The organism is Caballeronia sp. AZ1_KS37 (assembly GCF_023631165.1).
In the GTDB taxonomy this organism is placed as follows: Bacteria; Pseudomonadota; Gammaproteobacteria; order Burkholderiales; family Burkholderiaceae; genus Caballeronia; species Caballeronia zhejiangensis.
This window is the reverse complement of sequence record NZ_JALQDP010000029.1, coordinates 126571-153442: the sequence shown is the minus strand read 5'-3', so window position 1 is coordinate 153442 and position 26872 is coordinate 126571. Positions and strand designations below refer to the sequence as shown.

Below are 26872 nucleotides of genomic sequence, written 5' to 3'. Positions count from 1 at the left end.
CTAAAGGTCTTATTTTAAAAAGCATATAACGAGGGGTATATGTTCGGAAGGCGGTATTTGGGCGGTAAAGTTACCGGGCCGTGAACGACGGTTGGGGTGGGTGTTGTTTCATCGCGAAACACGACGCACCTGCCGTCACGCCGCCGGCGTGATGTTCTGATTGCTGCGGAACAGGTTATCCGGATCGTAGCGCCGCTTCACTTCGGCGAGCCGCTCGTAATTCGGACCATACGCCGCTCTCACACGGTCTCCTTCTTCTCCCGTCATGAAGTTCACGTAGACGCTGCCGATTGCATGCGGCGTCATCGCGGAGAACATGTCGCGCGCCCACTTCGTGCACTTCTCGTCGTCCGCGGCCTCGCTCCAGCGGCCGTGAATGTTGATCGTGTAGATCGAATCGCGATTCGCATAAGCGGTTGCATCGACCGGCACGCGATTCGTCTGCCCGCCCATCGCGCCGATGAAGACCTCGCACTGCGTCGACGGAAGCGACTTCACCGCATTCGTCAGGATGTCGAAGGTTGCGTCGTTCAGACTCGCGAAGTTGTGCGATTTCCAGTAGTTGCGCTCACCCGGCGTGAGCAGCGGATCGAACGCCTTCTGCCATGCTGCGAACGGCATCGCGCCGAGATGTTCGCCATAGGGCGCGCCGAAGCTGCGTACGGGCGCGAGCGCCCTTTCGCCGTTTTCGACCGGGCCGACATAGCAACTCGCCAACACGACCACGGGCTTGCCGTGCGCGTCCTCGGGAAGAAACGGCAGCGGCGGCGCGAGACGCAGCACGGCCCACACGGTGAGCTCGTCGGGACATTGCGCGACGAACTCGCGATACTTCGGCAGAACCTCATTCGCCTGTTCGAGCGGAAAGACGACGAGGCCGCCGTATATCTGCGGACCGACTTCATGCAGCTGATATTCGAAGAGCGTCACGACGCCGAAGTTGCCGCCGCCGCCGCGCAATGCCCAGAAGAGATCGGGCTCGCTGTCCGCGCTCACGCGGCGCCAGGTGCCGTCGGCCGTGACGATCTCCGCTGCGACGAGATTGTCGACTGTCACGCCGAACTTGCGGCTGATCCAGCCGAAGCCGCCACCGAGCGTGAGACCGGCGACGCCCGTCGTCGAGTTGATGCCGAGCGGTGTCGCGAGGCCGAATGCCTGCGCTTCGTGATCGAAGTCGGAGAGCAGCGCGCCGGGCTCGACATAGGCGCGCTTCGCTTGCGGATCGATACGTACGGACTTCAGCGCGGAGAGATCGATCATCAAGGCGTCGTCGCTGACTGCGCTGCCCGCGATGTTGTGCGATCCGCCGCGAATCGAAACGAGTACGCCCTGCTCGCGCGCGAACGCTAGCGCGGCGATGACGTCAGCCGCGCCGGCGCAACGCACGATGAGCGCGGGGCGCCTGTCGATAGTCGCGTTCCAGACCTTGCGCGCTTCGTCGTAATCGGAATCCGACGGTGTGATGAGCCTGCCTCGCACCGACGCCTTGAGGGTGTCGATCGCTTCGCCTGAAATGTTGCTCATTGTGAGACCTCGCTGCTATATGAAGCGCCGCGACGTGTCCGACCCTGCCAGTTGGTACGCGAAAGCGCAAGGAACCCGCCATCGGACCGTGCGTGGCATGTCGATCGGATGCACGTCGGAGAAATCACGAGAACGGGGATGAATTGCAACAAGCGGACGCTTCGGCCCGCCTGTTGATTTAATGCCTTGATTTACGCGATGTAAAGTCTCCGAGCAGTTAAATCGTGCATGTGATCTAGCATGTATCGGACAAAGTTGCCGATGCGGCGAGCGAGTGCATTCAGTGCTTCATGAGCTTGGTGTGTATTCCTCATTTAGCGATCATCTATTAAGGAAACGACGGTTTAATCGGCGAAAAAAAACGCGCCGATGATTCGGCGCGTTGTCGCTTCTCGCGTTATGTCCCGGTCAGTCCGTTCCGTATTTCGGCGAGCGTGGCCCATACAGCAGACCGTTCGATCCACCCGTTGCCAGCAAGCGCTGACTAGTGAGTCCCGCAACGGCCCATGACTTGTCGCTGGTGACATTCACGACATGCGTGACAGCAGCTTGCACAAGCGCGCCAATGAGACCGGACCCGACGCTCACGTTCGTGCCGACCTCGTTGCCATTCGCCGTGGCCGAACCGCTCCAAAGCGTTTCGCCTGAGCGCAGATCGACGAGCTTCGCCGCGGCCGTGACCTGAGTCGTGCTCGCGACCACTTGATACGACGAGCCGTATGCGGTGATCTTCGTGTACAACGCTGCGTCCGCGCCGAAAATGCTGCGCAGCTTCGCCGCCGAAACGTCCTGAATGTCGTTTGCAGTCGTCAGACCGTTGTGCCTGAAGGTCTCTTCCATCTCGGCGACCGGCACGACGTAGTAACCGCCCTCGGCGAGCGGCATCGTCATCTGGGACAGCATGCCGTAGGTCGCGCCGACATCCTTCGAGTCGTTGACAGGCGGAAGAACGAGAATCGAACGCGGCTTGCTGTTGCGGAACGCCGTGTAGTCCGTCTGGCTCGGCGAGCGCGAAGCGCATGCGGTCATCGTCAAGAGGATCGACAGCACCGCGATGAGTTTGCGGGAAATATTGAAAGTCATGGTCGGTGCTTACTGAAGTTTGCTCAACAGAAAATCCATATACGTAGACGACTCGGGAAAGCGCTCCTTTTCCTCGGTCAATTGCTGACGAGCCTCGGCGCCCTTGCCCACGGTCGCGTACAACATGCCGAGATGCGCGCGAAAGCCCGGAGGCAATGTCTTGTCCTTTGCGAAGACCTTCTCGCGGGCCGCTTCGAGTGCGGCGATCTGGTCGGACGGACTCGTTTGTCCCTTGAAGTATTCGTAGACCTGCGGCTGATAGCCGTCCCATTGATAAAGCGACGTGGTCTGTGTTGCGCAACCCGTCAGCAGCGAGCCCGCCACCGCGACCGGCAGCGCGAAGCCGGTCAGTTTGTGAATCTTGACGATCATGTTGTTGTTCGAATGAAAACGAGTGGAATTACTTTGCGGCCGGCAGGGCGCCGGCATCGACTTGTTCGGCCAGGTGATTGACCGCTTCGCTGATCGCAAGATCGAGCACCTTGCCATTGAGCGTGGAGTCATAGCTCGACGTTCCGCCGAAGCCGATCACTTCGCGGCTCGACAAACTGAATTCACCGGCGCCCTGGCTCGACGCCACGATCTCGGACGTGGCGATATCGACGATATTGAGGCTGACCTTCGCATAGGCCACCTGAGTCTTCCCGCGTCCGAGAATGCCGAACAATTGCTGATCGCCGACATCCTTGCGGCCGAACTCCGTCACGTCGCCGGTGATGATGTAATTCGCGCCTCGAATCGACTGCGCCTTGTTCGCGAACCCGGCTTCCTGTTTCGTTTCGCCAAGGTTGTCGCGATCCAGCACGGTGAAGCGTCGGCTTTGCTGCAAGGCCGTGGCGAGGATGGTCTTCGCCTGACTGCCAAGGCGATCGACGCCATCCGAGAACACGCCACGCATGTAATTCGAGCGATTGTCGAACTTGCCGATGGCGACGGGCACGGGCTTGCCCGCGAACGGCTTCTGGGAACTCGCGACGGCGGGAACCGCAACCGAGTGCGACGCCTCGGTCGCGCATCCGCCAGACAGAACTGCAACGGACGCGACCGCAACCGCGATCGCCAGGCGCCCTTTGATAACGCTCATGAATTGCCTCCAAAACGTCGAATCTTGAAAACACCTGCCGTCAGACAGGTGCTTTCGAAAAATCGACAATTATTTGGCAATTCAAATCTTTCAAAAAGAAGGACAGTTCCTAAAAATGAGTGCCGAGGGGAACGCCTGAGACGATTTGTTGAGAATTGATAAAAGGCCGCCAATCCCCACGGTCCCTACGCTCTCTCCAGCACCGCCATCTCCCTCACGACCACCAGCAGCATCGACAAACTCGCGCCGCCGCTCGCCCGCAATTCGGCCAGCAAGCGCGTGTACCGATCCAGCGCGTCCTGCCGTTTCGCGCGCCAGCTCTCGACGATCACATCCGGCGCATCGATGCCGCGCGACTGTTCGAGCGCGCTCACCGTCAGCGCGCGCTTCAATCGCGCGAGCTCTTCCAGCGCCGCCGCGCGCGCGAGCAAGTCCCAGTGCGTCGTGATCGGCAGTGCCATCGCCCGTTCGGCGATGCCGCGATAATCGAGCAACGTGCCGATGCCGAAATACACGCTCGCCACCAGTTCCAGGCCGCGCCCGGAACACGCCGCCACTTCCGCGCTGTCGAGCACGGCGGTCGCGATCTCGCCGCTCGCGACGCGCGCCGCGAGACTGCTCTCGACGCCCGCATCCTCCAGATCGCGCCGCCGCGCGTACCACGCGTCGAGCTGCGTCGCGGGCAAGAGCGCCGGCAGTTGCGGCGCGAGTCGAAGCGCCGCCTCGCGGCAACGCGCGAGCAAACCCTTCGCCTCGTTCGAGCCCGATCCGTTGTGCTTCAGATGACGCAGGAACCACAGCGACGTATCGTCGAGCAGACGCACGACATCGACGAACATGCGCGCCTGCACTTCATCCGCGACGATGTTGTCGAGTCCGTCGATGCTGCGCCACAAATCGTCGAGATCGAAGACATCGCGCGACATCAGCGCCGCGCGCACGATATCGCTCGGGCGCGCATCGGTCTCTTCCATCAGCCGATGCACGAACGTACAGCCCACACGATTCACGAGCGCGTTCGTCAGATGCGTCGCGAGAATCTCGCGCTTCAGCGGATGGCGCTGCATCGTCTCGCTATAGCGCTGCTGCAAGGGCTTCGGGAAATACTCGGGCAGCATGTCCGCGACGAGCGCGTCTTCGGGCACGTCCGATTCGAGCAGTTCGTCGTAGAGCCACATCTTGCCGTACGCGAGCAGCACCGCGCGTTCTGGCGACGTCAGCCCCGACTTCGCCGCCGCGCGCTCGTTGATGTCGTCGTCGTTCGGCAGGAACTCGATGCGCCGTTTCAGGCGCCCGGCGCGTTCGAGGAAGCGCATCATGCGCGCTTCGGCGTCGAGCGTTTCGGCGACATGGCGCTTTGCGATCGACAGCGCCTGCGTCTGCGCATAGTTGTCCTTCAGCACGAGCAGGCCGACTTCATCGGTCATTTCGGCGAGCAGCGCGTTGCGTTGCTTCTCGGTCATCTCGCCATCCGCGACGACGAGGCCAAGCAGAATCTTGATGTTGACCTCGTGATCCGAACAGTCGACGCCCGCCGAGTTATCGATGGCATCCGTATTGATGCGGCCGCCCTTCTGCGCGAACTCGATGCGCCCCAGTTGCGTGAGCCCGAGATTGCCGCCTTCCGCGACGACCTTCACGCGCAGTTCCGCGCCGTTCACGCGCACGCCATCATTCGTTCGATCGCCGACTTGCTGATGCGTCTCCGCGCTCGACTTCACATACGTCCCGACGCCGCCGTTATAGAGCAGATCCGCCTCGGCCAGCAGGATCGCGCGGATCAGTTCGTTCGGCGCGAGCACCGATGCGCTGATGCCGAGCGCCGCCTGCACTTGCGGCGAGATCGGAATCGACTTCGCCGTGCGCGGATAGACGCCGCCGCCCGTCGAGATCAATGCGGGATCGTAGTCGGCCCAGCTGGAGCGCGGCAGCGCGAAAAGACGCGCGCGCTCATCGAAGCTCGTGGCCGCATCGGGCGTCGGATCGAGAAACACATGCCGATGATCGAACGCCGCAATCAGCCTGATATGGCGCGACAGCAGCATGCCGTTGCCGAAGACGTCGCCGGACATGTCGCCGATGCCGACCACGGTGAAATCGGTCGTCTGCGTATCGAAGTTCATCTCGCGGAAATGCCGCTTCACCGATTCCCACGCACCGCGCGCCGTGATGCCCATCTTCTTGTGGTCGTAGCCGACCGACCCGCCGGACGCGAAGGCATCGTCGAGCCAGAAGCCGTATTCGTGCGCGATCGCGTTCGCGTAGTCGGAGAACGTGGCCGTGCCCTTGTCGGCGGCGACGACGAGATACGGATCGTCGGGATCGCGGCGCACGACATCGGGCGGCGGCACGATGCCATCGGGCGTGCGGTTGTCGGTCACGTCGAGCAGGCCGCGCAGGAACATCTGATAACACGCGATGCCTTCATTGAGAAACGCTTCCCGATCCGATACGGGCGGCGGATTCTTCACGACAAAGCCGCCTTTCGATCCGACCGGCACGATCACTGTGTTCTTCACCATCTGCGCTTTCATGAGGCCGAGCACTTCGGTGCGGAAATCCTCGCGCCGGTCCGACCAGCGCAGCCCGCCGCGCGCAACGCGTCCGCCGCGCAAATGCACGCCCTCGACGCGCGGCGCATAGACCCAGATTTCGAACATCGGCTTCGGCTCGGGCAAGCCCGGCACTATCGACGGATCGAGCTTGAACGACACATACGGACGCGGCTGGCCTTGCGCATCGCGATGGAAATGATTGGTTCGCACCGTCGCCGTGATGACGCCCAGAAACTGACGCAGGATGCGGTCTTCGTCGAGATTCGGCACCTTGTCGAGCGCGGCTTCGATATCGGCGAGCACGCGTTCGGCGGCCTTGTCGCGATCTTCCGCCGAGCCGCCGCGCGCCGGATCGAAACGCACCATGAAGAGTTGCAGCAGCTTCTTCGCGATCAGCGGATTGCCGATCAGCGCGCGCTCGATATACGCATCGCTGAAGGTCGAGCCAACCTGCCGCAGATATTTCGCATAGGCGCGCATGATCGTCACGTCGCGCGCGCCGAACTCCGCGCGCAGAACGAGACGGTTGTAGTCGTCGTTCTCGATCTCGCCCGACCACACGCTCGCGAACGCGTTTTCGAAGAGCGGCTTCACGCGATCGATATCGAATTCCACGTCGTCCTGCAACTCCAGCCCGAAATCGTGGATCCACGCATTCGGCGCGCCGGTCGGCTCGATCAGATACGGCCGCTCTTCATCGACACGCACGCCGAGATGCTCCAGCATCGGCAGGCTGTGCGACAGCGCGATCGGATCGCCGACGCGATACACCTTGAAGCGAAACGCGCGGCGTCCGGCTTCGATCGGCCGGTACAGGCTCATCGACAAGCCGCCGGGCCGCGTATGCGTCGCCTCGATCAATTCGATGTCGCGCACCGCCGTGCGCGCCGGATAGTCCTCGCGATAACCCGCCGGGAACGAATCGGCATAACGCTGCAGGAGCCGGTTGCCCGCTTCCTCGCCGTGACTGTCGATGAGCGCATCGGCGAGATCGTCCTGCCAGCGGCGCGCGACCTGCACGACGCGCGCTTCGAGTTCGCGGGTATCGACTTCGGGCATCGCGCCTCTGTCCGCACGCACGACGATATGAATGCGCGCGAGCGGCGATTCGGACAGGAGCGGCGTGAACTCGATGCTCTTGCCGTTGAACGCTTCCATCAACACACGGCTGATGCGGCGGCGCAAGTCGGTGTTGAACTTGTCGCGCGGCACGAAGACGAGGCATGACACGAAGCGGTCGAAGCGGTCGCGCCGCACGAAAAGCCGCGTGCGCTGATGTTCCTGCAAACGCAGCACGCCGATGGCGATATCGAAGAGCACGTCTTCATCGGCCTGGAACAGTTCGTCGCGCGGATATTGTTCGAGCACCGTGATAAGCGACTTCGCCAGATGCCCCTTCGCGAGAAAGCCCGCGCGCCGCACGATGTTCGCGCATTTGCGGCGCACGATCGGGATCTCGGACGTGGGCACGAGATACGCCGTCGACGTATAGAGACCGAGGAAGCGCCGTTCGCCGATCACCTTGCCATCCGGCGACGTGCGCTTCACGCCGACATAGTCGAGATAGCCCGGCCGATGCACCGTCGCGCGCGAATTCGCCTTCGTCAGAAAGATCGGCGCCGCGCCTTCGATGATCGCGGCCGCGCCCGGCGGCAGCGGCGTCACGTCCCCGTCGGACGGCGCGCGCAAGGTTTCGCGCAAAATGCCGAGGCCCGAGCCGGCCACGCCGCGCAGCGCGAAGCCGCCTTCATGCTCGACGAGTTCGTAATCGCGGCAGCCGAGGAACGTGAAGTGATCGGCGACCATCCATTCGAGGAACGCGCGGGACTCGATGCCGTCGGGCGTCGTATCGCGCGCCTTCAGATCGTCTATCGCTACACGCGTGGCCTCGGTGACTTTCGGCCAGTCTTCGACCGCCGCGCGCACGTCGCCGAGCACGCGCGCGATGTTCTCGCGCACTTCGTCGAGACGCTCGCCGTCGCCGCAGCGATTGACTTCGAAATGGATGAACGATTCGAGCTCGGAGTTGCCGTCGCCCGCTTCGGCATGACCCTGACGGATGCGCTCGATCTCGCCCGTATGCGCGCCCTTGCTCGCGCGCCAGACGCGAAACACCGGATGAATCGCCGAATGCAGCGCGAGCCCCAGGCGGTTGAGTTCCATCGTCACCGAATCGACGAGAAACGGCATGTCGTCGTTGACGATCTCGACGACCGTGTGATCCGAATGCCAGCCGTGCTGCTCCAGATTCGGGTTGTAGACGCGCAGCACCTCGCGCCCCGGCACGAACTTCTGCGCGGTCTGCCAGTGCGCCATCGCGGCGCCGTAGAGATCGGCGACATCCCGGCTCGCGATATCCTCGACATCGACCTGCTCGTAGTAATAGCGAAGCAGCGGCTCGATGACCTTGAAGCTTGGCTCCGGCAATCGCCCTCTCGCGAACTCGAGAAGATCGTTGATGAGATGTTCGACCCGCGCTTCGTTCTTGACCAGCATGGTGTCCTCCCGAGGCTTTCGGTTGCGGTGCGATTGCGGCTCGCGCTTCGAATCAAGGAGATTATGCGCCGCCCCGGCGCATCGCTCGCGGGTCGGGCATGTGCGGTTGCACAAAGACGGTGCGCGCATTCCGGCTACGTTAGCCGCATCGCATGACCTTTGCGCGACATCGGCTTTCGACTATTGTCGATAGCTGAAGAGCGGCTCACGGAGGCATCGCCATGCAGGATTTCACTGAAGAGACAGCGCAGCAGACGGTCGTCACGGTGCGTCCGGAAGAGCAACTCGCGACGGTTCAGCATCTGCCGTATTTCATCGGGCTGTCGGCGAAGACGGCGGGCACGCGCGGACTCGCGATGCATATCGTCGTCGTGCCGCCGGGCGGACGCGGCGAGCCGCACATCCACGTTGGCTACGAGACCGGCATCTACATACTCGAAGGACGCATCGAGACGCGCTATGGGCCGGGACTGGCGGAATCGGTCATCAACGAGCCGGGCGACTTCGTATTCATTCCGCCGGGCGTGCCGCATCAGCCGGTCAATCTGAGCGCGACGCAAGCAGCGCGCGCCGTGATCGCCCGCAACGACGCCAACGAGGCGGATCGCGTCGTGCCTTACGATCCGTGGGAACCGTCCGCGCCCTAGTAGCCGGGCGCGCCCATGCCCGGCAGATCGACGTATCCGCTGTCGGCGAAGCGCGCGCCGCCGAACGCGCCGCCCGCGAGTTTGCCGCGCACCGCATACGACACCTTGCTGACGGTGTCGCCGCTCGCGAAGCCGAACGCCTGGCGCGCCATCGAGAATGCCGATACCGTCACCGGCACGGACAGCACCGTTTCGCCGAAACGCGGCACCGTTCCGCGCTGATCGCTGACGCCGCTCGCGAATGCGCGGCCGTTGAGATCGAGATCGAGCGCGACGCCATCGAAGTCGATCGGCGCGTCGTTCGGGTTCTGAATGCGCAGCTTCACGGCGAAACGCATCTCCAGCCCTTGCCCTTCGAGCGGCTCGATGCCCGCGACGCTCACGCGCATCGCGTCGCGATTGAAGAAGCCCGCGCAGCCGCCGAGCGCGAGCATCGCGACAAAGGCGGCAAGGAAGTAAGCGAAGCGGTTGCGCATGGGATTCGGTTGCATGAGAACGTGACTCCTCGCGATGTCGTGCTAGATATGTAGTGCGTTCAGCAGCATGCGGCCATAGACATGATGAAACCAGACATCGTCGACGACGAAAAGCGCTGCAGCCCACGCAGCCGCGACGATGATCAGATCGCAATGGCCGCTCGTCCATAGATTGAGCGAATGGCGCGCGGCGATCCAAGGCACGCCGAGCGGGTTCGGCCAGTCCGCGAAGAGATGCATGAGCCCGCCGCACGCGAAGCCGAACGCGACGGGCGCCGCCGGATGCCGGCCGAGAAAGTGATACGAAAGCGCGAGCAGCGCAACCCAGCCGATGCCCCAGTGCGTGAGCGTGCGATGCGTGATCCAGAGCTTGCGCGCGCGCGTCCACCACGCGACTTCGAGCCAGTCCGGCGCGGTCGCCCCGGCGACGCCCGCGAGCAGCGCGAAAACGCCCGCGAGCATGTTCGCGCCGCCCGCCGTGGCCGGATGCGTCACGATCGCCGCCGCGATGATGCCTGCCGCCCATCCCGTCGCATGATGAGCCTTGCTCGATGCCATGAAGAAACCGCCTTTGTCGCCCTTGCCCGAAGAGGGCGCATGTTCGCACGGTCGCTGGGGTCGAAACCGGCCTGAAACATAAACTTACGCAATTGCGTGCGTCGAAACACGCTTGTGCGAACGGCGTCGGCGAGGCCGCGCGGCGTTGACTAAAATGATTGCTGAATCGCTGCGCAAATCACGCTGCGGACGCTGCCCGATGCGTCCCACGCCCGCCTGCGCACGCAGGCATTTTTATCGAATTTGGCCGTCATGCAACACCTGAAATACCTGAGCGCCTACCCGAACGTGCTGCAGGACAAGGTTCGCCGACTGATCGCCCAGCAACAACTGGGTTCGTATCTCGACGCGCGCTATCCGAACAGGCACGCCGTACAGTCCGATCGCGCGCTCTATGAATATTGCTCAGATCTGAAGCAGGAATTCCTGCGCGTCGCGCCTGCAATCGACAAAGTCTTCTACGACAGCAAGCTCGACGTGCTGCGTCACGCGCTCGGCCTGCACACCGCCATCTCGCGCGTGCAGGGCGCGAAGCTCAAGGCGAAGAAGGAAATCCGCATTGCGTCGCTTTTCAGGGACACCGCGCCCGAGTTTCTTCGGATGATCGTCGTGCATGAACTCGCGCATCTGAAGGAAAGCGATCACAACAAGGCCTTCTATCGCCTGTGCGAGTTGATGCAGCCCGGCTACCATCAGATCGAATTCGACTTGCGGCTTTATCTCACGCATCGGGATTTGCTCCGCACGAAAGTGGCGTGAGCGTCGCTGCGGCGCATCAATAGGACCAGGCTAGCGCGGCAGCGTATCCGTCGGGCGCGGTGAGCGAAATAGCGTCGAACGCGCCCGCGCCGTGCGTCACCGCATAGCGAACGTCCCTGCGCGGAAGAACCGAAAAGCCGTGCATCGCGACATCCGTGCTGCCGATGCCATCGCCGTGCGCCTTCAGCACCGCCTCTTTCGCCGTCCAGCAGTCGAAGAACGCGCGGTTTCGGGCGGCATCGTCGGGCAAGGCTTCGATTTCGCGCCGGTCGATATCCCCGAGCACCGCGGGCGCGAGATCGCGCCAATCGAACGTCGCGCGCGCTTCCTCGATATCGGCGCCCACGCGCCTTTCTCGCGACATCGCGATCAAGCCATAGCCGCCCGAATGCGACACGTTGAAATCCGGCGCGTTCCGGCGAACGAGAAACGGCCTGCCGCGATCGCCGGCATCGAACGCGAGACGCGCGGGATCGTCGCCCGTTTCGGCCGCGAGCAGATGCCGCAGCGCGCAACGCACCGCGCCGAAACGCGCGCCATCCGCGTGACGCAGAAAACGCGCGGCGCGCGCGCGTTCATCCGCGTTCATCACGGCGTAGGCGGCGCTGTCGAGCGGCATCGAAAAATCGATATGAAGCAGCCACACGCGCACGTCACCGGGCGCGTGATCGGGAAGCGGCATCGGGCGGACATCGAAGGGAATCGTTGCTTCGGTCATTTGGGAGCGTACTGCGCCTCGCCGTTGCCGAAGGACCAGTTCTCCTTCTTCACTTCGACGAGGCTGATGAAAACATCCTCGCGCCGCAGCTTGAGACGTTCGTGCAAGCCATCGGCGACCGCCTTGTAGAACGCGCTCTTTTTCGCGAGGTCGCGGCCTTCGTTGAGCGTGACCTGGATCACGACGCAATCGTCCGTGCGGCTGATGCCGAGATACGTGCGATCGACGATGAAGTCCGTCGCGCCGTGCTCCGCGACGATCTGAAAGCGATCGTTCTCGGGCACGTCGAGCGTCGAGCGCATCGCGTCGTACACGACATCGCCGATAGTCGTGCGATACGCGCTGTCCTTGCCTTTCTGCAGATCGATGCGAACGAGCGGCATGGGTTTCTCCTGTTGGTTAGTTTCAGCGATGATCCGGATGCAGCAGCAATTCCGGCACGCCCGCGCGGTCGACATACACGACGGCGTTCTGCGCGAATTGCGTCATCAGCGTATCGGCGGTGTCGCGGGTCGCGCCGAGCGCGAAGAGGCTCGCTTCGGCCACCCAGACATGCTGCGGATCAATGCCCGCGCCCGGCAGCGCCTGCAATTCCATCTGTCCGACGCGTTCGATCAGCGCCCGCTGGCGCAGCGCATTTTCTTGCGGCGTGAGCACATGACCGAACGGATTGAACGCCGTGACGAACACCGCGCTTGCGACGCCATGCTTTTCGAGCAAGGCAACGACATCGCGATTCGCGACGCCGATCTTCATGTCGATGTCCGGCTGCGCTTCGATCCGATAGATCGCCGCGCGATACGCATCGAGCGTCGCGGCGGGCAATGCGCGCGTAAGCACGATCGGCTGGCCATGCGGCGTGGCGCGCGCGGCCTCGTCCCATTCGTCGCGCCGCTGCGCAAGCATCGCGTCGCTCACGCATCCCTTTTCGGCAGTGAGGCGTTCGAGCGCGCTGAGCCAATGCGCGTAATACGTGTCGCCGTGATCGGGATCGCCCGCCGCCTGCGCGTCCTCGATCGCGATGCTCAACGCGTGCGCCCACTCCTTCCAGGTGAACACGCCGCGCTCGTGCAACGCGAGCGCCATCGCGAACGCCTGCGCTTCCCACGGCGCGCGAAACACGGGACCGTCGCCGTCGAAAGGCAGTTCGGGCAACGCGGCGCGCAGTTCTTTCAGCTTCGATTCAGCGTCGGTCGAGGTCATTCGAGATACGGTTCCCAGCAATCGACACACACCGACGACGCGGTCGTGTCCGCGCCCCACAAGTCTTTAGCCTCCAAACGCACGGTGTAGAGCCATTGCGGATGCTCGCCGTGACCGAGCGCGTTTTCATCGGGAAAGACGTGCGTGCCGCGCACCGCGACGACGCGCCCGAGCTTGCCGCGGCAATAGCGCGGCAGACGCGTGTGCGTCGGCGGATTCATCAGTTTCGTGCGGACTTCATCACCGATGGAAAAGCGCGCCGCCGACGCAGCCGGACGATCGACCGGCGCACCGCGCAACAGCGCGGCGCTCACGTCCTCCGCTTTCAGCACGCGCACGTTCGGCTTCGCGGCGGATTGCGAACGGCCGCTCGCGATCTCATCGGCGCTCGCGAGTCCCTTCGCCGTCAAGAGTTTCTTCAAGCCTTCGAACCAGATTTCGTAATAGCTGCTGCCGAGATACTGCGCGGGCGGCAGGCTTTCGCGCGCGGCACGGGACGTGTCGATGTTCCATTGGCCCGTCGCGCCCATCGCGAGCGTGACGGCCAGCACGCGGCGCTCCCATTCCGCGTGAAACGGCGATGCGCCCGGCGCGTCGCAGGCATCGATTTCGATGGGGCCGAACGCCTGCATGCCGCCCATGTCGTGCGCCGCGTTCATGCCGATGCTCCCGTTGCCTGCGCCGGCGCGAGCGCGACGCCCGTGCCGATCATCGAATCGCGTGTGACGAGATCGGCGAGCGCGTCTTCGTCGAGATGATCGGTGTCGGCGGGACGCATCGGCACGACGAGATAGCGCACTTCGGCGGTCGAATCCCATACGCGCAACTCGACCTGTTCCGGCAATTCGACGCCGAAATCCCGCAGCACGCCGCGCGGATCGATCACCGCACGCGAGCGATACGGCGCCGACTTGTACCAGACCGGCGGCAGCCCGAGCACCGACCACGGGTAGCACGAGCACAGCGTGCAGACGACCATGTTATGTACGTCCTCCGTGTTCTCGAGCGCGACCATGTGCTCGCCTTGCCGGCCGGTGAAACCGAGCGAGGCGATGGCGGCGGTGGCATCGTCCAAAAGCCATGTGCGAAACGCGGGATCGCTCCACGCCTTCGCGACGACGCGCGCGCCATTGCGCGGCCCGACCTTGTGCTCGTAGGTTTCGATGAAGACGTCTAGCGCTCGCGGATCGATATACCCTTTTTCGACCAGCAGCGATTCGAGCGCGCGCACGCGCAGGTCCATCTCCGGCAATTCACTGCCGGCGTGATCGTGATCGTGGTCGTGGTCGTGATGGTGCGGATGATCGTGGCTCATGAGCGGGCTCGCGCGTGGCACAGACGTCACACGTTACCGGAGTGTGCGCGCGCGCGCAAACCTCGTCACCGTGACGCGGCGCGCCGCCTATACTGGATTCAGCGTCTCATGCGAGGAGGATGCCATGACACGCAAGTACATCGATTGCCGCGAGTGCCCGAGCGACGTGAAATGCAGCGTCGTCCTGTCCGCCGACAGCGAGGACGAGTTGATGGAAGCGGCCGTGCAGCATGCCGTCGCCGTCCATCAGCACACGGATTCGCCCGAACTGCGCTCGCAACTGAAGACCTTCTTTCACGACGGCACGCCGCCGGCCTGACCGGTCTTTGGCGTTCTCAGCCGAGCTCGAAGGTCGTTACACCGAAGACACGCGCGAGCGGCACGTCCGGGGCCGCACGCGTGTACATGCGCGCCGTTTCGAAGACGCTCGTCATGTCGTGTTCGACCGCCAGCACCACCGCCGCAGGATTGATTTCGGGCACGTCGAGGAACACGGTCTCGCCGGGCAGCACGGAAACGAGCCCACGATACAGCGCGCGCGCCGTGCTCAGATCGTCGGCGAAGAGCGGACCGATCTTGTGGCCCGCGCCGCAACGCCGGATCACGGCGAGGCCGCTCACCGCGTCGCCATCGAGCGCGGCGAGTGCGCGCGCGTGCGCCTGCGGTTGCGACAGCCACGCTCGCAGGAACGCGGTGCGCTCGCACGCGAACATGCGGGTGTCGTAATCGAGAAGCCGCGCGAAGGGGATGTTCAGCGCATCGGTGATCGTGGCTCCATCGGCAGGATCTTCATCCGCCGATGCGATGCCTTCATAGCGCACGTTGCGATACGCCAGCACGAAGCCGGATTTCCGATAGTTGGGCTGCTGCGCGAGCACGCCATCGAGCCCGATAGTGCGCGCGCCGAGATACGCCATGCCTTCGTTCCACAAGCGCATGCCGAAGCCCTTGCCGCGCCATTCCGGAACCACGATATAGAGGCCGACGAAACCGAACGCATCGCCGTATGCGACCGCCGAGATGCAGCCGACCGGCGCGCCGTCCCACGTGCCGACGAAAAATCCGTGCGGATCGGCGGCGAAGAACGAGCGGGCGTCGTCGAGACCGGGATTCCATCCTTCGGTCGCGGCCCATTCGAGCGCGATGTCGACATCGCGCGGCGTCATGCGGCGTATTGCGAAACGGGGATTGTCGGGTGTCGCGTGCGAGGGACAGGGAACGGACGGCATGGGACGCGCCTTGTCGGAATGCGGATGCGTTCAGTGTCGCGCGTTTCCGGTGCAGGCGAAAGATGTTGCGAGGCGTGGGTGCAACGAGGGGAAAAAAGAACGGTGGGACGATAACGGGGGCGAGCGTGTGCCGCCCCGATCAGGAATACCCTTGACGCCGCTCGCTGCGGCTGAAACTCTGGCGCGAGCGCCAGTCTTCCGAGCGCAGGACGTGTTCGCCGTCCTCGCGTGCCTCTTCCTCGGATCCGAAGCCTTCGTCGCTATACGCGACGACCTTCATTCCGCCTCCCGCCGCTCGCTCGACGGTGATGCCCCAATGCCACCCTCCTTCCTGATGAAAGACGTGCAGCGTCGGTTGCGACGATGTGGTCAGTTCCATATGTGCGGCTCCCTCAGGCTGACGACCGTAATGCTTACCGGCCCGCCCGATGAAACGCTCTGTGCTTGCCGGCGTTTGATTGTTCGTGTCGATGCTCGAATGCGTGCGGCGGCGGCCTGTGCCACCTGCCAGGAACAGCATACGCAATGGGATGCTGCGTTGCAACACGAGATTTCCCCTATGCGTCGCGCGAAACGCACGTCCGTTACATGCGCTAACGGGAAATTCGTGACGGTTACATGACGAAGCATGGAAGGCAGCGACGACGGTGTTCGCCATCGTCGTGCCTGCTGCATTTCTATTCGCCGTCCCAGTAGTGCAGTGAATCGCTTGCGCGAAACACGGCGCGCAAGCCCTTCACGCCCGGCTCGTCGGCGACGAGCACGGCCTGGCGGCCCGTATCCGGATACTCGACCACTTCGGGCGATTGCATCGTGCTGACCGCAAGGTAGCGCAACGGTTGCGCGCCCGTGTTGACGATCTGATGCGCCGTCGATGCATCGCCAGGCGGGCAGGCGATGACGTCGCCCGCGCGAATCGCATGCGTCTCCTGGCCGATGCGGACTTCGCCCTCGCCTTCCACCACGAAGAACATCTCCTCGTTCACACGATGATGATGAAACGGAAACGCGCGCTTGCCCGCTTCGAGCACGATGAGGCTATAGCCGAGCTTCCTCGCGCCGAGCATGCCGCCGATACGCGCGATGCGCGGCGCGTAACGTTCGGCGGCGGCGCCCGTCGGCGCGAATTGCGGCGGCAGCGGTTGCGGTTCGAGCGCATCGAGATTGATGATGGGCGGTTTCATATTGACCTTGAAACAAATGGGTGTCATGCACTCGTCACGGAAACGTCACGCGTGCGCTTGCGCTCGTCGAGCCACGCGGCGATGGCTGCGCACGTCCAGTTGGCATCGTCGTGAGGCAGATCGTGGCCCGCCCACGGATGCACCGCGTGCGAGGCACGCCATTGCGCCGCGATGCGCAGCGAGCATATCGGATCGACGAGCCGGTCCGCCGCCGACGATAGCAGCAATACGGGACATGGCGGTGCATCGACGCGCGCGCGAAAGCGCGCCGCCGCCGCGAGTTGACGCAGCGCGTTCGCCGCGCTCGCGCCATGCGTGCGCCGAAGATGCGCCCAGTGCGCGATATCCGCGTCACGCGTGTCGATACGACTGCACGTCAGCGCGTGGATGAGCGTTTCGCATCGCTCGGGCAGCGTCCACGTCATTGCGATTCGCGCGAGCATCGGCCACGCATTGGGACGCAGGCGTTCGGACACGCCCGCGAACGGGCGCATGCTGGTGTTGATCAGCACGAGCCGCTCGATCTCGCCGGGATGATGTTCGGCCCACGCAGTGGCGACCATCGCACCGAGCGACATCGCAAGCACGCGGCACGGCATGCGTATGTTCAGCGCGGCGGCGCGCTCGCGAACGAACGCCATCATCCTGACGACGGAAAGCGGCGCCCCATGCGCGCGTTCGACGCCATTGCCCGGCAGATCGATGCATATCGCGCGCTCGCCCGCGCCTGCGAGCCCATGCGCGGCGAGCGCCGCATCGAACGCGCCCCAGTGACGCGCTTCACGCGTGAGGCCGCGCAGAAGGATCCACTGGCTCATCGCAGGGCCGTGCGTTGCCAGTGCTCGCGCGCGCGCCGCAGCACGTCCTCGCGGAATTCGCCGCTCGGTAGCCAGCGACGCGACGAGAACGCCGCGCGCGTGAGGAAATCGAAGAAGTTCGGATGACGCCGCAGCACGCGCCTCGTCCGGTGCGCCTTGATCGGATTGAAGATGCCGAGGCGCGAGAAAAGCTGCATCGGATTCTTTCGAATCCAGCGCCACGAGCCGAGTTCGAGCGTCATCGGAAGGAAGATGTTGGGTGCGCGCGAGCGGTCATACGCGAAATCCCACAGATCGCCGTGCAGCAGGTATTGATGACTCTGCGGCTCGAACGCGTAGCCATGATGCGGATACGACTCCTCGAACATCGTCTTCAGCAGAAACATTTCCGGCAGATGCGCCATTTGCCGCTCGGTGCGCGCGTAGGGAAACCAGATGCTGTCGTCCCAGCCGAAGCCCGAATGACAATCGAGCGCGAAGCTCAACGGCCGCGACATCAACTGTTCCTCGACAACGGAAAGCAGCGCCGCGCTCTCCACTTCCATGCGGCCATCGGCCGGGCCGCGATACCACGGCAGCCACGGCCCGATGCGCTGTCCGCCCGCGAGAAACGGCACGCGTCCTTCGGCGCTTTGCGGCGCGTTGCGCATCAGATCGACGCCATTCGGATTCGCGCGGGTGCGCGCGAACATGCCGCCGGGATTGACGATCGGCATGAAGATGAGCCGCACCGCGCGCAGTTGATGATGCAGCGTGTCGTCCCATTCGAGCCGTCGCAACAGCGCGCGCATGTATTCGAGGACGAGTTGCGTGCCGATGCATTCGAGCCCATGCACGCCGCCGAAAAAGCCGATGGCGGGCGCTTGCGGATCGTCCGAGCCGATCGCCGCGGTCAGGATCGGAAACATATGCTCGCGTGCGCGCACTTCGCCGATCGTGTGCCACGCGAAGCGCGCGCCGCCCGCGACGCGAATCGCTTTCAGTTCGTCCATCTCCGGAAAACTGCTGGTGATGGCAACGCTCGACGTGCTCATGACTGGGCCTGTTTGTCGTGTATTCGTTGGCTCAGGCTATGGTTCTATGAATCGCCGGAACGCCCCGCCCGAAGAAATCGAGTATAGGGCGGTTCGTCAGCACACGACATATGAAACGCGACGCGCCGAACGCGAACAACGTGTTCTGCGCGTTTTCGTTCCGTCACCTAGAATGAAATCGCCGTGCTACGCGGTGTGAGGTATTCGTCATGACATCCATTTCCCGCATCATCCTCGGCGCGCTCGCTTTGTGCTGCGCCGCGTCCGCGCTCGCGCAACCGCCGGCGCAAACCACCGATCCGAACGCGCCGAAAACGCGCGACCAGGTCCGGCAGGAATTTCTGCTGTGGCGCTCGGTCGGCTACGATCCGAACGACTGGCTGGACTACCCGGACAACGCGATGCGCGCGAGCCGCATCATCGCGCAACGGCAGGCTCGCGGCGAAACCCGCGTGCAGTAAGCGCGCATTCGTCAGGCCGATTCGCCGCGCGGCTTCGGCCCGCGCAGGATGCGCCGCGCGATGCTCCATCGATGCACTTCCGACGGACCGTCGTAGATACGGAACGCGCGCATGTCCGCGAAAATCCGCGCGACGACGGTTTCGTGCGTGACGCCCTGCCCGCCTAGCACCTGCACCGAGCGGTCGACGACCCGCCACAGCGCCTCCGACGACACCACTTTCGCGATGCTCGATTCGTGCTTGCCGAGCACGCCCTGATCGAGCACCCACGCGCAATGCCAGATGGCGAGACGCGTGACGTGCAGATCCATTTCGTTATCGGCGAGCATGAAGCCGACGCCTTCGTGCTCGCCCAATGCCTTGCCGAACGCCTGACGCTGCCGCGCATGCGCCGTCGCGACATCGTGCGCGCGCCGCGCGGCGCCGAGCCAGCGCATGCAGTGCGTGAGACGCGCCGGCGATAGCCGCACCTGCGCGTAGCGAAATCCTTCGCCCGGCTCGCCCAATACGTTTTCCTTCGGCACGCGCAGGCCCTCGAAGCGCACGACGCCGTGGCCGCCGGGAAAGCACGTATCGAGCGAATCCATCGCGCGCTCGATCACGATGCCGGGGCTCGACATATCGGCGAGGAACATCGTCGCGGGACCGTCGGCGAACTTCGCCATGATGATCGCGACCGCCGCGCCTTCCGCGCCCGTGATGAACCATTTGCGTCCGTCGATCACGTAGTCGTCGCCGTCCTGCACGGCGATGGTCTGCAGCATCGCCGGATCGGCGCCCGCACCCGGCGGCGGCTCGGTCATGCAGAAACACGAGCGAATCTCGCCCGCCGCGAGCGGACGCAGCCAGCACTCCTTTTGCTGCGGCGTAGCGATGGCTTCGAGCAGATGCATGTTCCCTTCGTCGGGCGCGGCGATGTTCAGCGCGACCGGACCGAGCGGCGAATAGCCCGCCTCCTCGAACAGAATGGCTTTCGCGACGTGATTCAGGCCCAGGCCGCCGAATTCGGGCGATACGTGGCTCGACAACAGCTTCGCCGCGCGCCCTTTCGCGATCAACTCGGCGCGCAGCGCTTCGTTCGGGCCATGCGGCGTGCAACGCGGATCGCGCTCGAACGGCACGATCTCTTCAGCGATGAAAGCGCGCACGCGCGCCTGCAGATCGGTCAACTCCGGAGAAAGCGAAAAGTCCATCGACAATCCTCTAAGGGAACGGGCTGAACGCCAAGCTTAACCGCGCGGGCGCATCGTGCGCCAGTGGCGTTCGTCCGGGTGTCAGTCGTCGTACTCCGTGTACTTGCGCGCGTCGCCCTTCACTTTGTGCACCGGATATTTCGACCGGTTCAGCGCCATCTTCTCGATCAGCGCGCGATGCAGATCGACGTCGAGGGAGTCGGCGAGCATCACGAGATAGGCGAGCACGTCCGCCATTTCGTGGCGAATGGCTTGCAGCTTCGATTCGTCGAGTTCGGTTCTGTCGCCGGTGGCGAGCCACGTGAACGGTTCGAGCAACTCGCTCGCTTCCACCGACAACGCCGCAGCCAGATTCTTCGGCGAATGAAAGCGGCTCCAGTCCCGCTCGCGGACGAACTCGCGCAGCATGTCGCGCATTGCGACGAGCTCGCTCGCGGTTTCCCGCTGATCCTGTTGCTCCATGGGGTTCCTCTGAAGATGTCGGGTGTGCGCGAAGGTGCTGCCTTCGCCGGACAGAGTGGCGCGGTGAGCCGGCCTAGGCCGGATAGAGCCCGAGCGTGCGAGCGTGCAGGCGTGCGAGCCCGAGAAGCGCATCGGTGAACGGCGTCGGCACGCCGGTCATCGCGCCCAACTCGCGCACGGACGCGACGAGCGCATCGAGCTCGACCGCCTTGCCCGCCTGAACGTCCTGCAACATCGACGTTTTCATCGCGCCGAGCTTGAGCGTCACGGCGTGGCGATCCTCGGGCTTCTGTTCGATGGGAATGCCGAAGCGCGCGCCGATTTCCTTCGCTTCGAGCATCACGTTCGTGACGAAGCCGCGCACGAGATCGTCGCTGAGAATGCGGTCGGTGGTCGCGCCGGTGATCGCGCTGATGGGGTTCATCGTCATGTTGCCCCATAGCTTGAACCAGACGTCGCGTTGAATCTGCGCGGAGAGCGTGGCGTCGAAGCCCGCCTTCGAGAAGAGCGAAACGAGCGATTCGGTGCGTGAGGTCGGTGCGCCCGTCGCCTCGCCCATAATCAGCCCCTTGCCCTGATGATGCCGGATGACGCCCGGCGCTTCTACGAAGCAACTCGCGTGCACCACGCAACCGACCGTCTGCGTGCCCGGAATCGCCGCGGCGATCTTGCCTTGCGGATCGACGGACGAAAGACGTTTGCCGGTGAACGGTTCGCCAAGGCCGTCGCAGAACCACCACGGCACACCGTTCATCGCGGTCAGCACGGGGGTTTCATTCGACAGCAGCGGCGCGATATGCGCGGCGACGGATTCCATCGCGGGCGCCTTCACTGCAACCACGACGAGATCCTGCACGCCGAGATCAGCGGGTTCGGCGCTCGCCGCGACCTTCACGACATGCGTGGCGTCCTTTTCGACGAGCCGCAACCCTTCCGTCTTCAGCGCATCGAGCGTCGCGCCGCGCGCGACCACGCTGACATCGCAGCCCGCCTGCGCGAGCTTCACGCCGATCCATCCGCCGATGGCGCCCGCGCCATAAACGCATACTTTCATCGTTCCCGTCCTCGCTCGTGGCAATCATCCGATCGCCATTGTAAGAGCGGGACGGCGCGCTCGTGCGTTCAGTGCGCGATGCCCGTGGCGAGCTTCGCCACCGTCAGCAGCGTCAGGCCGAATGCGCCCGCGAGCATCACGGCGATGACCGGCAATAGCGGCAACCTGACCTGCGCGAAGTCTGCGTTGTGCGAAGCGCGCTTGCGCACGCCGAAAAAGCTCCAAAGCACGATGCGCAACATCTTCAAGAGTTCCATGAGCGGCTCCTTCGCCTGAATCCGTATCGATCTTTCACGCGATGAGGATGCCGGCTCCATGACATGAAAAACAGCAGCAGTTGCGCTGTATTCGACGGTAGCAGAACGACCTGCAAGAAGCGCATTCGGACGGATGTAAGCGCGCTTCGGCTTCTTTCAAGAGCCGCCCGGAGAAAAAAAATTGCGCTTGAAACATAGCGCGGCGGTATTGAAACGATAGCCTTCGCTCCTACTTTCGATGCACTGACGGCGATAACCGCGTCGTCGATTCAACTTCCTGTTGCAGGCCGCGCTGGCCGCACTATCGGAGACTGGACCATGAGTGACTTTTATTTCAGCGGCGACGTTTTCTCTGAACTGGACCGCATGCAGCGGCAGATGTCCTCGCTCTTCGGCAATCTTCCTTCGAGCATGCGTTCGAGCCGCGCGGATGCTTTCCCGCGTCTGAACATCGGCAGCACGGACGATGCGATTCATATCGTCGCGTTCGCGCCGGGCGTCGAGCCTGCATCGCTCGATGTGACCGTCGATAAAGGCACGCTCACCATTAGCGGCGAACGCAAGGCGCAGGCAACGGTGGAAGGCGCGCGCACGTATGCGAAAGAGCGCTTCACCGGCAGCTTCCGCCGCGTGATCGAACTGCCGCAAAACGCGGACGCGGACAAGGTCGAAGCGCGCTATGAGAACGGCACGTTGTCCATCACCATCGGCAAGCGCGAAGCATCGAAGCCGCGTGCGATCACCATTCAGTAAGAGGAAGCACATCATGACCGAGAACACTCAAGTCGCCGCGCAAAACACGAACGACGCTGCGCGCAAGAACGAAGACAATGCACGCCGCGCAACGGTCACACCCGCGGTCGATATCGTCGAAGATAGCAATGGCATCACGCTGTGGGCCGATCTGCCCGGCGTGTCGCGCGAGAAGCTCGACGTGAAGGTGCACGATGCGCGCCTCACCATCGAAGCCGAAGCAGCATTGCCTGTGCCGGGCACGGTGCGCGTGCATCATGCCGAACTGCGCGCGCCGCGTTTCGTACGCGCCTTCACGGTGAGCGAAGACTTCGACACGACGAAGATCGACGCGAATCTCAGCAATGGCGTGCTGAGACTCACGATTCCGCGTCGCGAGCAAGCGCGTCCGCGCCGCGTCGAAGTACGCGCGGGTTAAGCATCGGAAAAGTTATCAGTTTTGCCTCGAGCGGCCGCGATTTTTCGCGGCCGCTTTTTCTTTTGCACTGCGCGCACGCCTCTATAATCTTCAACGGCGGTTTAATTCGCCAACCATTCGAATACTCATAGAAAGAAGGGACTATCGTGAAGAGGCTGGTAACGGTGTTGTTGGGTTCGATGCTTGCCGTATCGATCGGAGCGCATGCAAAAGAGTGGTCGACTATCCGCTTCGGCGTCGATGCGAGTTATCCGCCTTTCGAATCGAAAGCGCTCGACGGCACGCTGGTCGGCTTCGATATCGATGTCGGCAATGAACTGTGCCGGCGTCTCAACGCGAAATGCGTATGGGTCGAAAATGCATTCGACGGCATGATTCCCGGCCTCAAATCGCGCAAGTTCGACGGCGTGCTCTCCACGATGTCGATGACGCCCGCGCGCGTCAAGCAGATCGCGTTCTCCAGCAAGCTCTTTCACGTGCCCACGCGCCTCGTCGCCAAACGCGATTCGAACATCCAGCCGACGGCGGAATCGCTCGCGGGAAAAGCTGTCGGCGTCGAGCAAGGCTCGATGCAGGAAACGTATGCGAAGGTGCATTGGGGCGCGAAAGGCGTGAAGGTCGTGTCCTATGCGGATCAGGATCAGGTTTATCAGGATCTGCTCGCCGGACGGCTCGATGCGTCGCTGCAAAACGCGGTGCAAGCCGAACGCGGCTTTCTCGAGACGCCGCGCGGCAAGCCCTACGGTTTCGCGGGCGGCGCGCTGGAAGACAGTGCGATCTTCGGTCCGGGCACGGCAATCGGCCTGCGCAAGGAAGATACGGACCTGAAGGATAAGCTCGACGGCGCCATCGCCGCGATGATCAAGGATGGCACGTATAAGCGCATCGAACAGAAGTACTTCGACTTCGATATCTACGGCGAGTGATTTGGAATACGTTGCCCGCGAACGATCCATCCAATGCGGATAACTTCGTTCGCGGGCGGCGAGGTTATCCCGCTTGCTTCGCTCTCGCCTAGACTCACATACATAACCGACAACAAGGAGACAACGATGGCGACGCTCAAGCAGATGCAGGCGAAGTTGAAGAAGCTCCAGGCGCAGACCGAGAAGCTGATCGCGAAACGCGCGCAAGCCGTACTCGACGATATTCGCGCGCTGATGGAAAGGCACGGCCTCACGACCGCGGATATCGACCGTCACGGCAAGAAGGCCAAACGCGCGGGCAAGCCGCAGGTCGCGTACCCCGCGCCCGCCGGCCGTCACGAAGCGATGACCAAGCTCGCGAAGAAGGGCAAGCTGCCCGCGAAGTATCGCAATCCGAAGACGGGTGAAACGTGGAGCGGCTGGGCGCGCCCGCCCGCGTGGATCGCGAACGTGAAGGATCGCAGCAAGTTTCTGATCGATGCGGAAAGTGCGGAGACCGCGGTCAAACGGAAGGCTGTAGCGAGGAAAGCGGCGGCGAAAAAAACTGCTGCGAAGAAGAAAGCAGCGGCGCCGGCAGCAAGGAAATCCGTCGCGGCGAAACCGGCAGTGAAACCGGCGGTGAAGCGCAGCGCGCCCCGCAAACGCGCGGCAAAAGCCGCATTGCCGGAACAAGGCGGTGCCGAAACATCGCCATCCACGACAACGGGCGATGCTTCCGTATGAAACCCTGACGTCATCCCATTGTTTGAGATCGACGAAAACTCAATTGGCTTTTCGTGCGATTAAAAAAAGGCTCAGTCCTTCTACACTGCGTTCACATGTCGGGGGCGTTTCGTAGCAACGATTCGCTTCTCCGATTGCAGTTGTCGCTTCAGACAACCGCATCTCCTCATATCTTCGTTGGAGCGTCCTCGTGAACAAGCGACTCGTAGTGGGCTTTGCTATTGCATTGAGTTCTCTTTTCGCCGGCTCGGCATTTGCAAGCGGTTATGGACCGGCGCCGCATTATCGTCCCGATGTCGGAGCGCCGGCTTCGCAGCATGGCGTCAGCGCGCAGACCTTCGCTGCGGAAGAAGCCGCACAAGGACGCGGCGATTTCGGCAATACGGAACGCACCGCGCAGATTCAACGCGGGCAGGTTTCGGCTTCCGCTTCTTCGCAAGTGGCGCAATAAATATCCGATTAACGGACACGATGATTTCACTTTGTAGTGTCCGTTTTAAAAGCCTTTTATCGTTCTTTCCAGAAATGTCCAAAGCGCATCGTCCACCGAATAAGGGACGTTGAATCGAAAACATGCGCTTTGAGCATCGTCCGGACGGAAATAAGAGCCGGGCGCGAGCCATATGCCGTGCTGCAATGCGCGTGTCGCGACGTCGCTTCCATCCGCCGGATCGATCGGCAACGCGCCCCACAGGAAAAGCCCCGCGCGCGGACGCCGGAACAATTCGACGCCCAGCGCATCCATGCGTTCTTCGACGAGCGCATGCGCATCCTTGAGCTTTTCCACGACGAATTCGACATGCCGCGCGTAGCGCCCTTCCGTCAGCACTTTCTCGACGATGCGCTCCGTCGCCTCCGATGACGTCAGCCCGACCGCCATCTTCGTGCGCGCCAGTTCGCGCAATACGTCGCGCTCGGCGATGACATAACCGCAGCGCAACGCGGGCGTGATCGTCTTCGCGAAGCCGCCGACGTAGAGCACGCGGCTGAGCCCTTCCATGGCGGCGAGCAAGGGCGCGCCGGGCGCGGCGAGCTCGCGGTTCACATCGTCCTCGACGACCCACAGGCCGTGCCGCTCCGCAATCTGCATCAGCCGAAACGCCGACGCCATGCCGAAGGTCGCGCCCGTCGGATTCTGCAAGGTCGTGTTGAGAAAGACCGCTTTCGGTCGATGCTCGACGACGATGCGCTCGAACACATCGGTATCGACACCGGCCGCCGTGCGTGGCACGCCATGCACCTGCAAACCCGCGAGCCGCAGAATCTGCAGCAGATTGCAGTAGCCCGGATCTTCGACGACGACCGCATCGCCCGGACGCAGCAGCGTGCGCACGATGAGATCGAGCGCCTGCGTCGCGCCCGCGGTCAGCAGCACGTTCGATGCGGCGTCGATCGGCAAGCCGTGGCGGTCCATCTGCTCCGCGATCCGCTCGCGCAGCGGCGCGAAGCCGTACGGATGCCCGTAATCCGCGATGCGCGCCGCCGGTACGCGGCTCACCGCGCGCAACGCGTGCTGCAGACCGCTCTCGTTGACCCATTCGTTCGGCAGCCAGCCGCAGCCCGATTTGATCGGCACGGAATGATCGGCGAATACGTCCGACAAAAGCCACGTCGCGGTGAGGCTCGGCGGCTGCCATTCGACGGCGCGCACGCGCTCGCTGCGTCCGCGCACCGCCACGCGATAACCCGATCCGCGCCGCGCCGTGACGAGGCCCATCGACACGAGCCTGCCATACGCTTCCGTCACCGTGAACGTGCTGAGACTTTCGGCTTCGGCAAGACGCCGCACCGACGGCAGAAGCGCGCCCTCGCGCAACGTCTGCTCCTCGATCGCCGAGGAGAACGCGCGCACGATTTGTTCGACGAGCGTCGGCGCCTGCCGCGCGCCGCGCTCCAGCTTGAGTTCGATCATGGCGTCGAGAATAACGCGGAGAAAGTCCGC

31 protein-coding genes are annotated in these 26872 nt (G+C 63.3%); 9 read left to right on the top strand and 22 right to left on the bottom strand.

The features are described 5' to 3' along the window. Positions 1–135: 135 nt before the first annotated feature. The 5 genes from NCS00_RS16245 to NCS00_RS16225 form a co-directional block, all read right to left on the bottom strand. Complete coding sequence (locus NCS00_RS16245; protein WP_250440508.1) at positions 136–1524, bottom strand: FAD-binding oxidoreductase; 1389 nt, start codon at positions 1522–1524, stop codon at positions 136–138. Positions 1525–1932: 408 nt separating this feature from the next. Then, positions 1933–2607: a DUF799 domain-containing protein gene (locus tag NCS00_RS16240; protein WP_250440507.1), complete on the bottom strand. Its 675-nt coding sequence runs from the start codon at positions 2605–2607 to the stop codon at positions 1933–1935. A 9-nt stretch (positions 2608–2616) separates the two neighbouring features. Then, entirely contained in the window at positions 2617–2979 is a 363-nt protein-coding gene (locus NCS00_RS16235) for a DUF4810 domain-containing protein (protein WP_250440506.1), read from the bottom strand. Positions 2980–3007: 28 nt separating this feature from the next. After that, the gene (locus NCS00_RS16230) at positions 3008–3691 is read right to left on the bottom strand and encodes a CsgG/HfaB family protein (protein ID WP_250440505.1); all 684 of its coding nucleotides are present in this window, start codon (positions 3689–3691) and stop codon (positions 3008–3010) included. A gap of 185 nt (positions 3692–3876) precedes the next feature. Next, positions 3877–8742 carry an NAD-glutamate dehydrogenase gene (locus NCS00_RS16225; protein ID WP_250440504.1) on the bottom strand — a complete coding sequence of 1622 codons (4866 nt, stop codon included), beginning with the start codon at positions 8740–8742 and terminating at the stop codon, positions 3877–3879. Positions 8743–8963: 221 nt separating this feature from the next. On the opposite strand from NCS00_RS16225, the gene NCS00_RS16220 reads away from it, so the two are divergent. Further along, positions 8964–9389: a cupin domain-containing protein gene (locus NCS00_RS16220; protein ID WP_250440503.1), complete on the top strand. Its 426-nt coding sequence runs from the start codon at positions 8964–8966 to the stop codon at positions 9387–9389. Here the strand turns inward: NCS00_RS16220 and NCS00_RS16215 are convergent. Both NCS00_RS16215 and NCS00_RS16210 read right to left on the bottom strand, forming a co-directional pair. Further along, positions 9386–9880, bottom strand: a complete 495-nt coding sequence (locus NCS00_RS16215; protein WP_250440502.1) for an LEA/WHy family protein — start codon at positions 9878–9880, stop codon at positions 9386–9388. The genes NCS00_RS16220 and NCS00_RS16215 overlap by 4 nt on opposite strands. Positions 9881–9907: 27 nt before the next feature. Continuing rightward, positions 9908–10423, bottom strand: a complete 516-nt coding sequence (locus NCS00_RS16210) for a metal-dependent hydrolase (RefSeq protein WP_008353661.1) — start codon at positions 10421–10423, stop codon at positions 9908–9910. 252 nt (positions 10424–10675) lie between these two features. Here NCS00_RS16210 and NCS00_RS16205 point away from each other — a divergent pair, with 252 nt between their 5' ends. After that, on the top strand, positions 10676–11182 hold the full coding sequence (locus tag NCS00_RS16205; protein WP_008353662.1) for a M48 metallopeptidase family protein: 507 nt from the start codon (positions 10676–10678) through the stop codon (positions 11180–11182). A gap of 16 nt (positions 11183–11198) precedes the next feature. On the opposite strand, the gene NCS00_RS16200 is transcribed toward NCS00_RS16205, so the two are convergent. From NCS00_RS16200 to nthA, 5 genes are read right to left on the bottom strand one after another with little or no spacing between them, the layout of a single operon-like run. Further along, on the bottom strand, positions 11199–11900 hold the full coding sequence (locus tag NCS00_RS16200) for a 4'-phosphopantetheinyl transferase family protein (protein ID WP_250440501.1): 702 nt from the start codon (positions 11898–11900) through the stop codon (positions 11199–11201). Next, positions 11897–12283, bottom strand: coding sequence for a tautomerase family protein (locus NCS00_RS16195; protein ID WP_008353665.1), 387 nt, complete (start codon positions 12281–12283; stop codon positions 11897–11899). The genes NCS00_RS16200 and NCS00_RS16195 overlap by 4 nt, the downstream gene beginning before the upstream one ends. Positions 12284–12305: 22 nt before the next feature. Next, positions 12306–13103, bottom strand: coding sequence for a nitrile hydratase accessory protein (locus NCS00_RS16190; protein WP_250440500.1), 798 nt, complete (start codon positions 13101–13103; stop codon positions 12306–12308). Next, complete coding sequence (nthB, locus tag NCS00_RS16185; RefSeq protein WP_250440499.1) at positions 13100–13762, bottom strand: nitrile hydratase subunit beta; 663 nt, start codon at positions 13760–13762, stop codon at positions 13100–13102. Before nthB ends, NCS00_RS16190 begins: the two co-directional genes overlap by 4 nt. Then, complete coding sequence (gene nthA / locus NCS00_RS16180) at positions 13759–14418, bottom strand: nitrile hydratase subunit alpha (RefSeq protein ID WP_250440498.1); 660 nt, start codon at positions 14416–14418, stop codon at positions 13759–13761. Before nthA ends, nthB begins: the two co-directional genes overlap by 4 nt. Before the next feature lie 124 nt (positions 14419–14542). Here nthA and NCS00_RS16175 point away from each other — a divergent pair, with 124 nt between their 5' ends. Then, positions 14543–14737 carry a DUF1059 domain-containing protein gene (locus tag NCS00_RS16175; RefSeq protein WP_008353669.1) on the top strand — a complete coding sequence of 65 codons (195 nt, stop codon included), beginning with the start codon at positions 14543–14545 and terminating at the stop codon, positions 14735–14737. 16 nt (positions 14738–14753) lie between these two features. On the opposite strand, the gene NCS00_RS16170 is transcribed toward NCS00_RS16175, so the two are convergent. The 5 genes from NCS00_RS16170 to NCS00_RS16150 form a co-directional block, all read right to left on the bottom strand. Beyond that, positions 14754–15647, bottom strand: a complete 894-nt coding sequence (locus NCS00_RS16170; RefSeq protein WP_502801584.1) for a GNAT family N-acetyltransferase — start codon at positions 15645–15647, stop codon at positions 14754–14756. A gap of 139 nt (positions 15648–15786) precedes the next feature. Continuing rightward, positions 15787–16026 carry a hypothetical protein gene (locus NCS00_RS16165; RefSeq protein WP_008353671.1) on the bottom strand — a complete coding sequence of 80 codons (240 nt, stop codon included), beginning with the start codon at positions 16024–16026 and terminating at the stop codon, positions 15787–15789. Between the two features lie 298 nt (positions 16027–16324). Continuing rightward, positions 16325–16831, bottom strand: a complete 507-nt coding sequence (locus tag NCS00_RS16160) for a cupin domain-containing protein (protein ID WP_250440497.1) — start codon at positions 16829–16831, stop codon at positions 16325–16327. A gap of 23 nt (positions 16832–16854) precedes the next feature. After that, positions 16855–17649, bottom strand: coding sequence for an alpha/beta fold hydrolase (locus NCS00_RS16155; RefSeq protein ID WP_250440496.1), 795 nt, complete (start codon positions 17647–17649; stop codon positions 16855–16857). Then, entirely contained in the window at positions 17646–18683 is a 1038-nt protein-coding gene (locus tag NCS00_RS16150; RefSeq protein ID WP_033537145.1) for a M14 family zinc carboxypeptidase, read from the bottom strand. The genes NCS00_RS16155 and NCS00_RS16150 overlap by 4 nt, the downstream gene beginning before the upstream one ends. A gap of 209 nt (positions 18684–18892) precedes the next feature. On the opposite strand from NCS00_RS16150, the gene NCS00_RS16145 reads away from it, so the two are divergent. After that, the gene (locus NCS00_RS16145) at positions 18893–19144 is read left to right on the top strand and encodes a DUF4148 domain-containing protein (protein WP_033537146.1); all 252 of its coding nucleotides are present in this window, start codon (positions 18893–18895) and stop codon (positions 19142–19144) included. 11 nt (positions 19145–19155) lie between these two features. Here NCS00_RS16145 and NCS00_RS16140 read toward each other — a convergent pair whose 3' ends face one another. The 4 genes from NCS00_RS16140 to NCS00_RS16125 all read right to left on the bottom strand — a co-directional run bounded on the left by NCS00_RS16140 (position 19156) and on the right by NCS00_RS16125 (position 22110). Next, a complete protein-coding gene (locus NCS00_RS16140; protein ID WP_250440495.1) occupies positions 19156–20337 on the bottom strand; it encodes an acyl-CoA dehydrogenase family protein in 1182 nt (393 codons plus the stop codon). Between the two features lie 81 nt (positions 20338–20418). Continuing rightward, positions 20419–20799 carry a nucleotide pyrophosphohydrolase gene (locus NCS00_RS16135; RefSeq protein WP_250440494.1) on the bottom strand — a complete coding sequence of 127 codons (381 nt, stop codon included), beginning with the start codon at positions 20797–20799 and terminating at the stop codon, positions 20419–20421. 73 nt (positions 20800–20872) lie between these two features. Beyond that, positions 20873–21853 carry a 2-dehydropantoate 2-reductase gene (locus NCS00_RS16130; RefSeq protein WP_250440493.1) on the bottom strand — a complete coding sequence of 327 codons (981 nt, stop codon included), beginning with the start codon at positions 21851–21853 and terminating at the stop codon, positions 20873–20875. A gap of 68 nt (positions 21854–21921) precedes the next feature. Beyond that, positions 21922–22110, bottom strand: a complete 189-nt coding sequence (locus tag NCS00_RS16125) for a DUF2970 domain-containing protein (protein ID WP_008353682.1) — start codon at positions 22108–22110, stop codon at positions 21922–21924. A gap of 318 nt (positions 22111–22428) precedes the next feature. On the opposite strand from NCS00_RS16125, the gene NCS00_RS16120 reads away from it, so the two are divergent. The 5 genes from NCS00_RS16120 to NCS00_RS16100 all read left to right on the top strand — a co-directional run bounded on the left by NCS00_RS16120 (position 22429) and on the right by NCS00_RS16100 (position 25381). Continuing rightward, positions 22429–22863 (top strand): Hsp20/alpha crystallin family protein, encoded by a 435-nt coding sequence (locus NCS00_RS16120; RefSeq protein WP_008353683.1) that lies wholly within the window; start codon positions 22429–22431, stop codon positions 22861–22863. A gap of 13 nt (positions 22864–22876) precedes the next feature. Then, positions 22877–23281, top strand: coding sequence for an Hsp20/alpha crystallin family protein (locus NCS00_RS16115; protein ID WP_250435622.1), 405 nt, complete (start codon positions 22877–22879; stop codon positions 23279–23281). 179 nt (positions 23282–23460) lie between these two features. Then, positions 23461–24207 carry an ABC transporter substrate-binding protein gene (locus tag NCS00_RS16110; protein WP_284508145.1) on the top strand — a complete coding sequence of 249 codons (747 nt, stop codon included), beginning with the start codon at positions 23461–23463 and terminating at the stop codon, positions 24205–24207. A 126-nt stretch (positions 24208–24333) separates the two neighbouring features. Beyond that, positions 24334–24930, top strand: coding sequence for an H-NS histone family protein (locus NCS00_RS16105; RefSeq protein ID WP_250440491.1), 597 nt, complete (start codon positions 24334–24336; stop codon positions 24928–24930). A 190-nt stretch (positions 24931–25120) separates the two neighbouring features. Continuing rightward, complete coding sequence (locus NCS00_RS16100) at positions 25121–25381, top strand: hypothetical protein (protein WP_008353687.1); 261 nt, start codon at positions 25121–25123, stop codon at positions 25379–25381. A gap of 45 nt (positions 25382–25426) precedes the next feature. Here the strand turns inward: NCS00_RS16100 and NCS00_RS16095 are convergent, their stop codons facing one another. After that, positions 25427–26842 (bottom strand): aminotransferase-like domain-containing protein, encoded by a 1416-nt coding sequence (locus NCS00_RS16095; RefSeq protein ID WP_250440490.1) that lies wholly within the window; start codon positions 26840–26842, stop codon positions 25427–25429. Between the last annotated feature and the right edge of the window lie 30 nt (positions 26843–26872).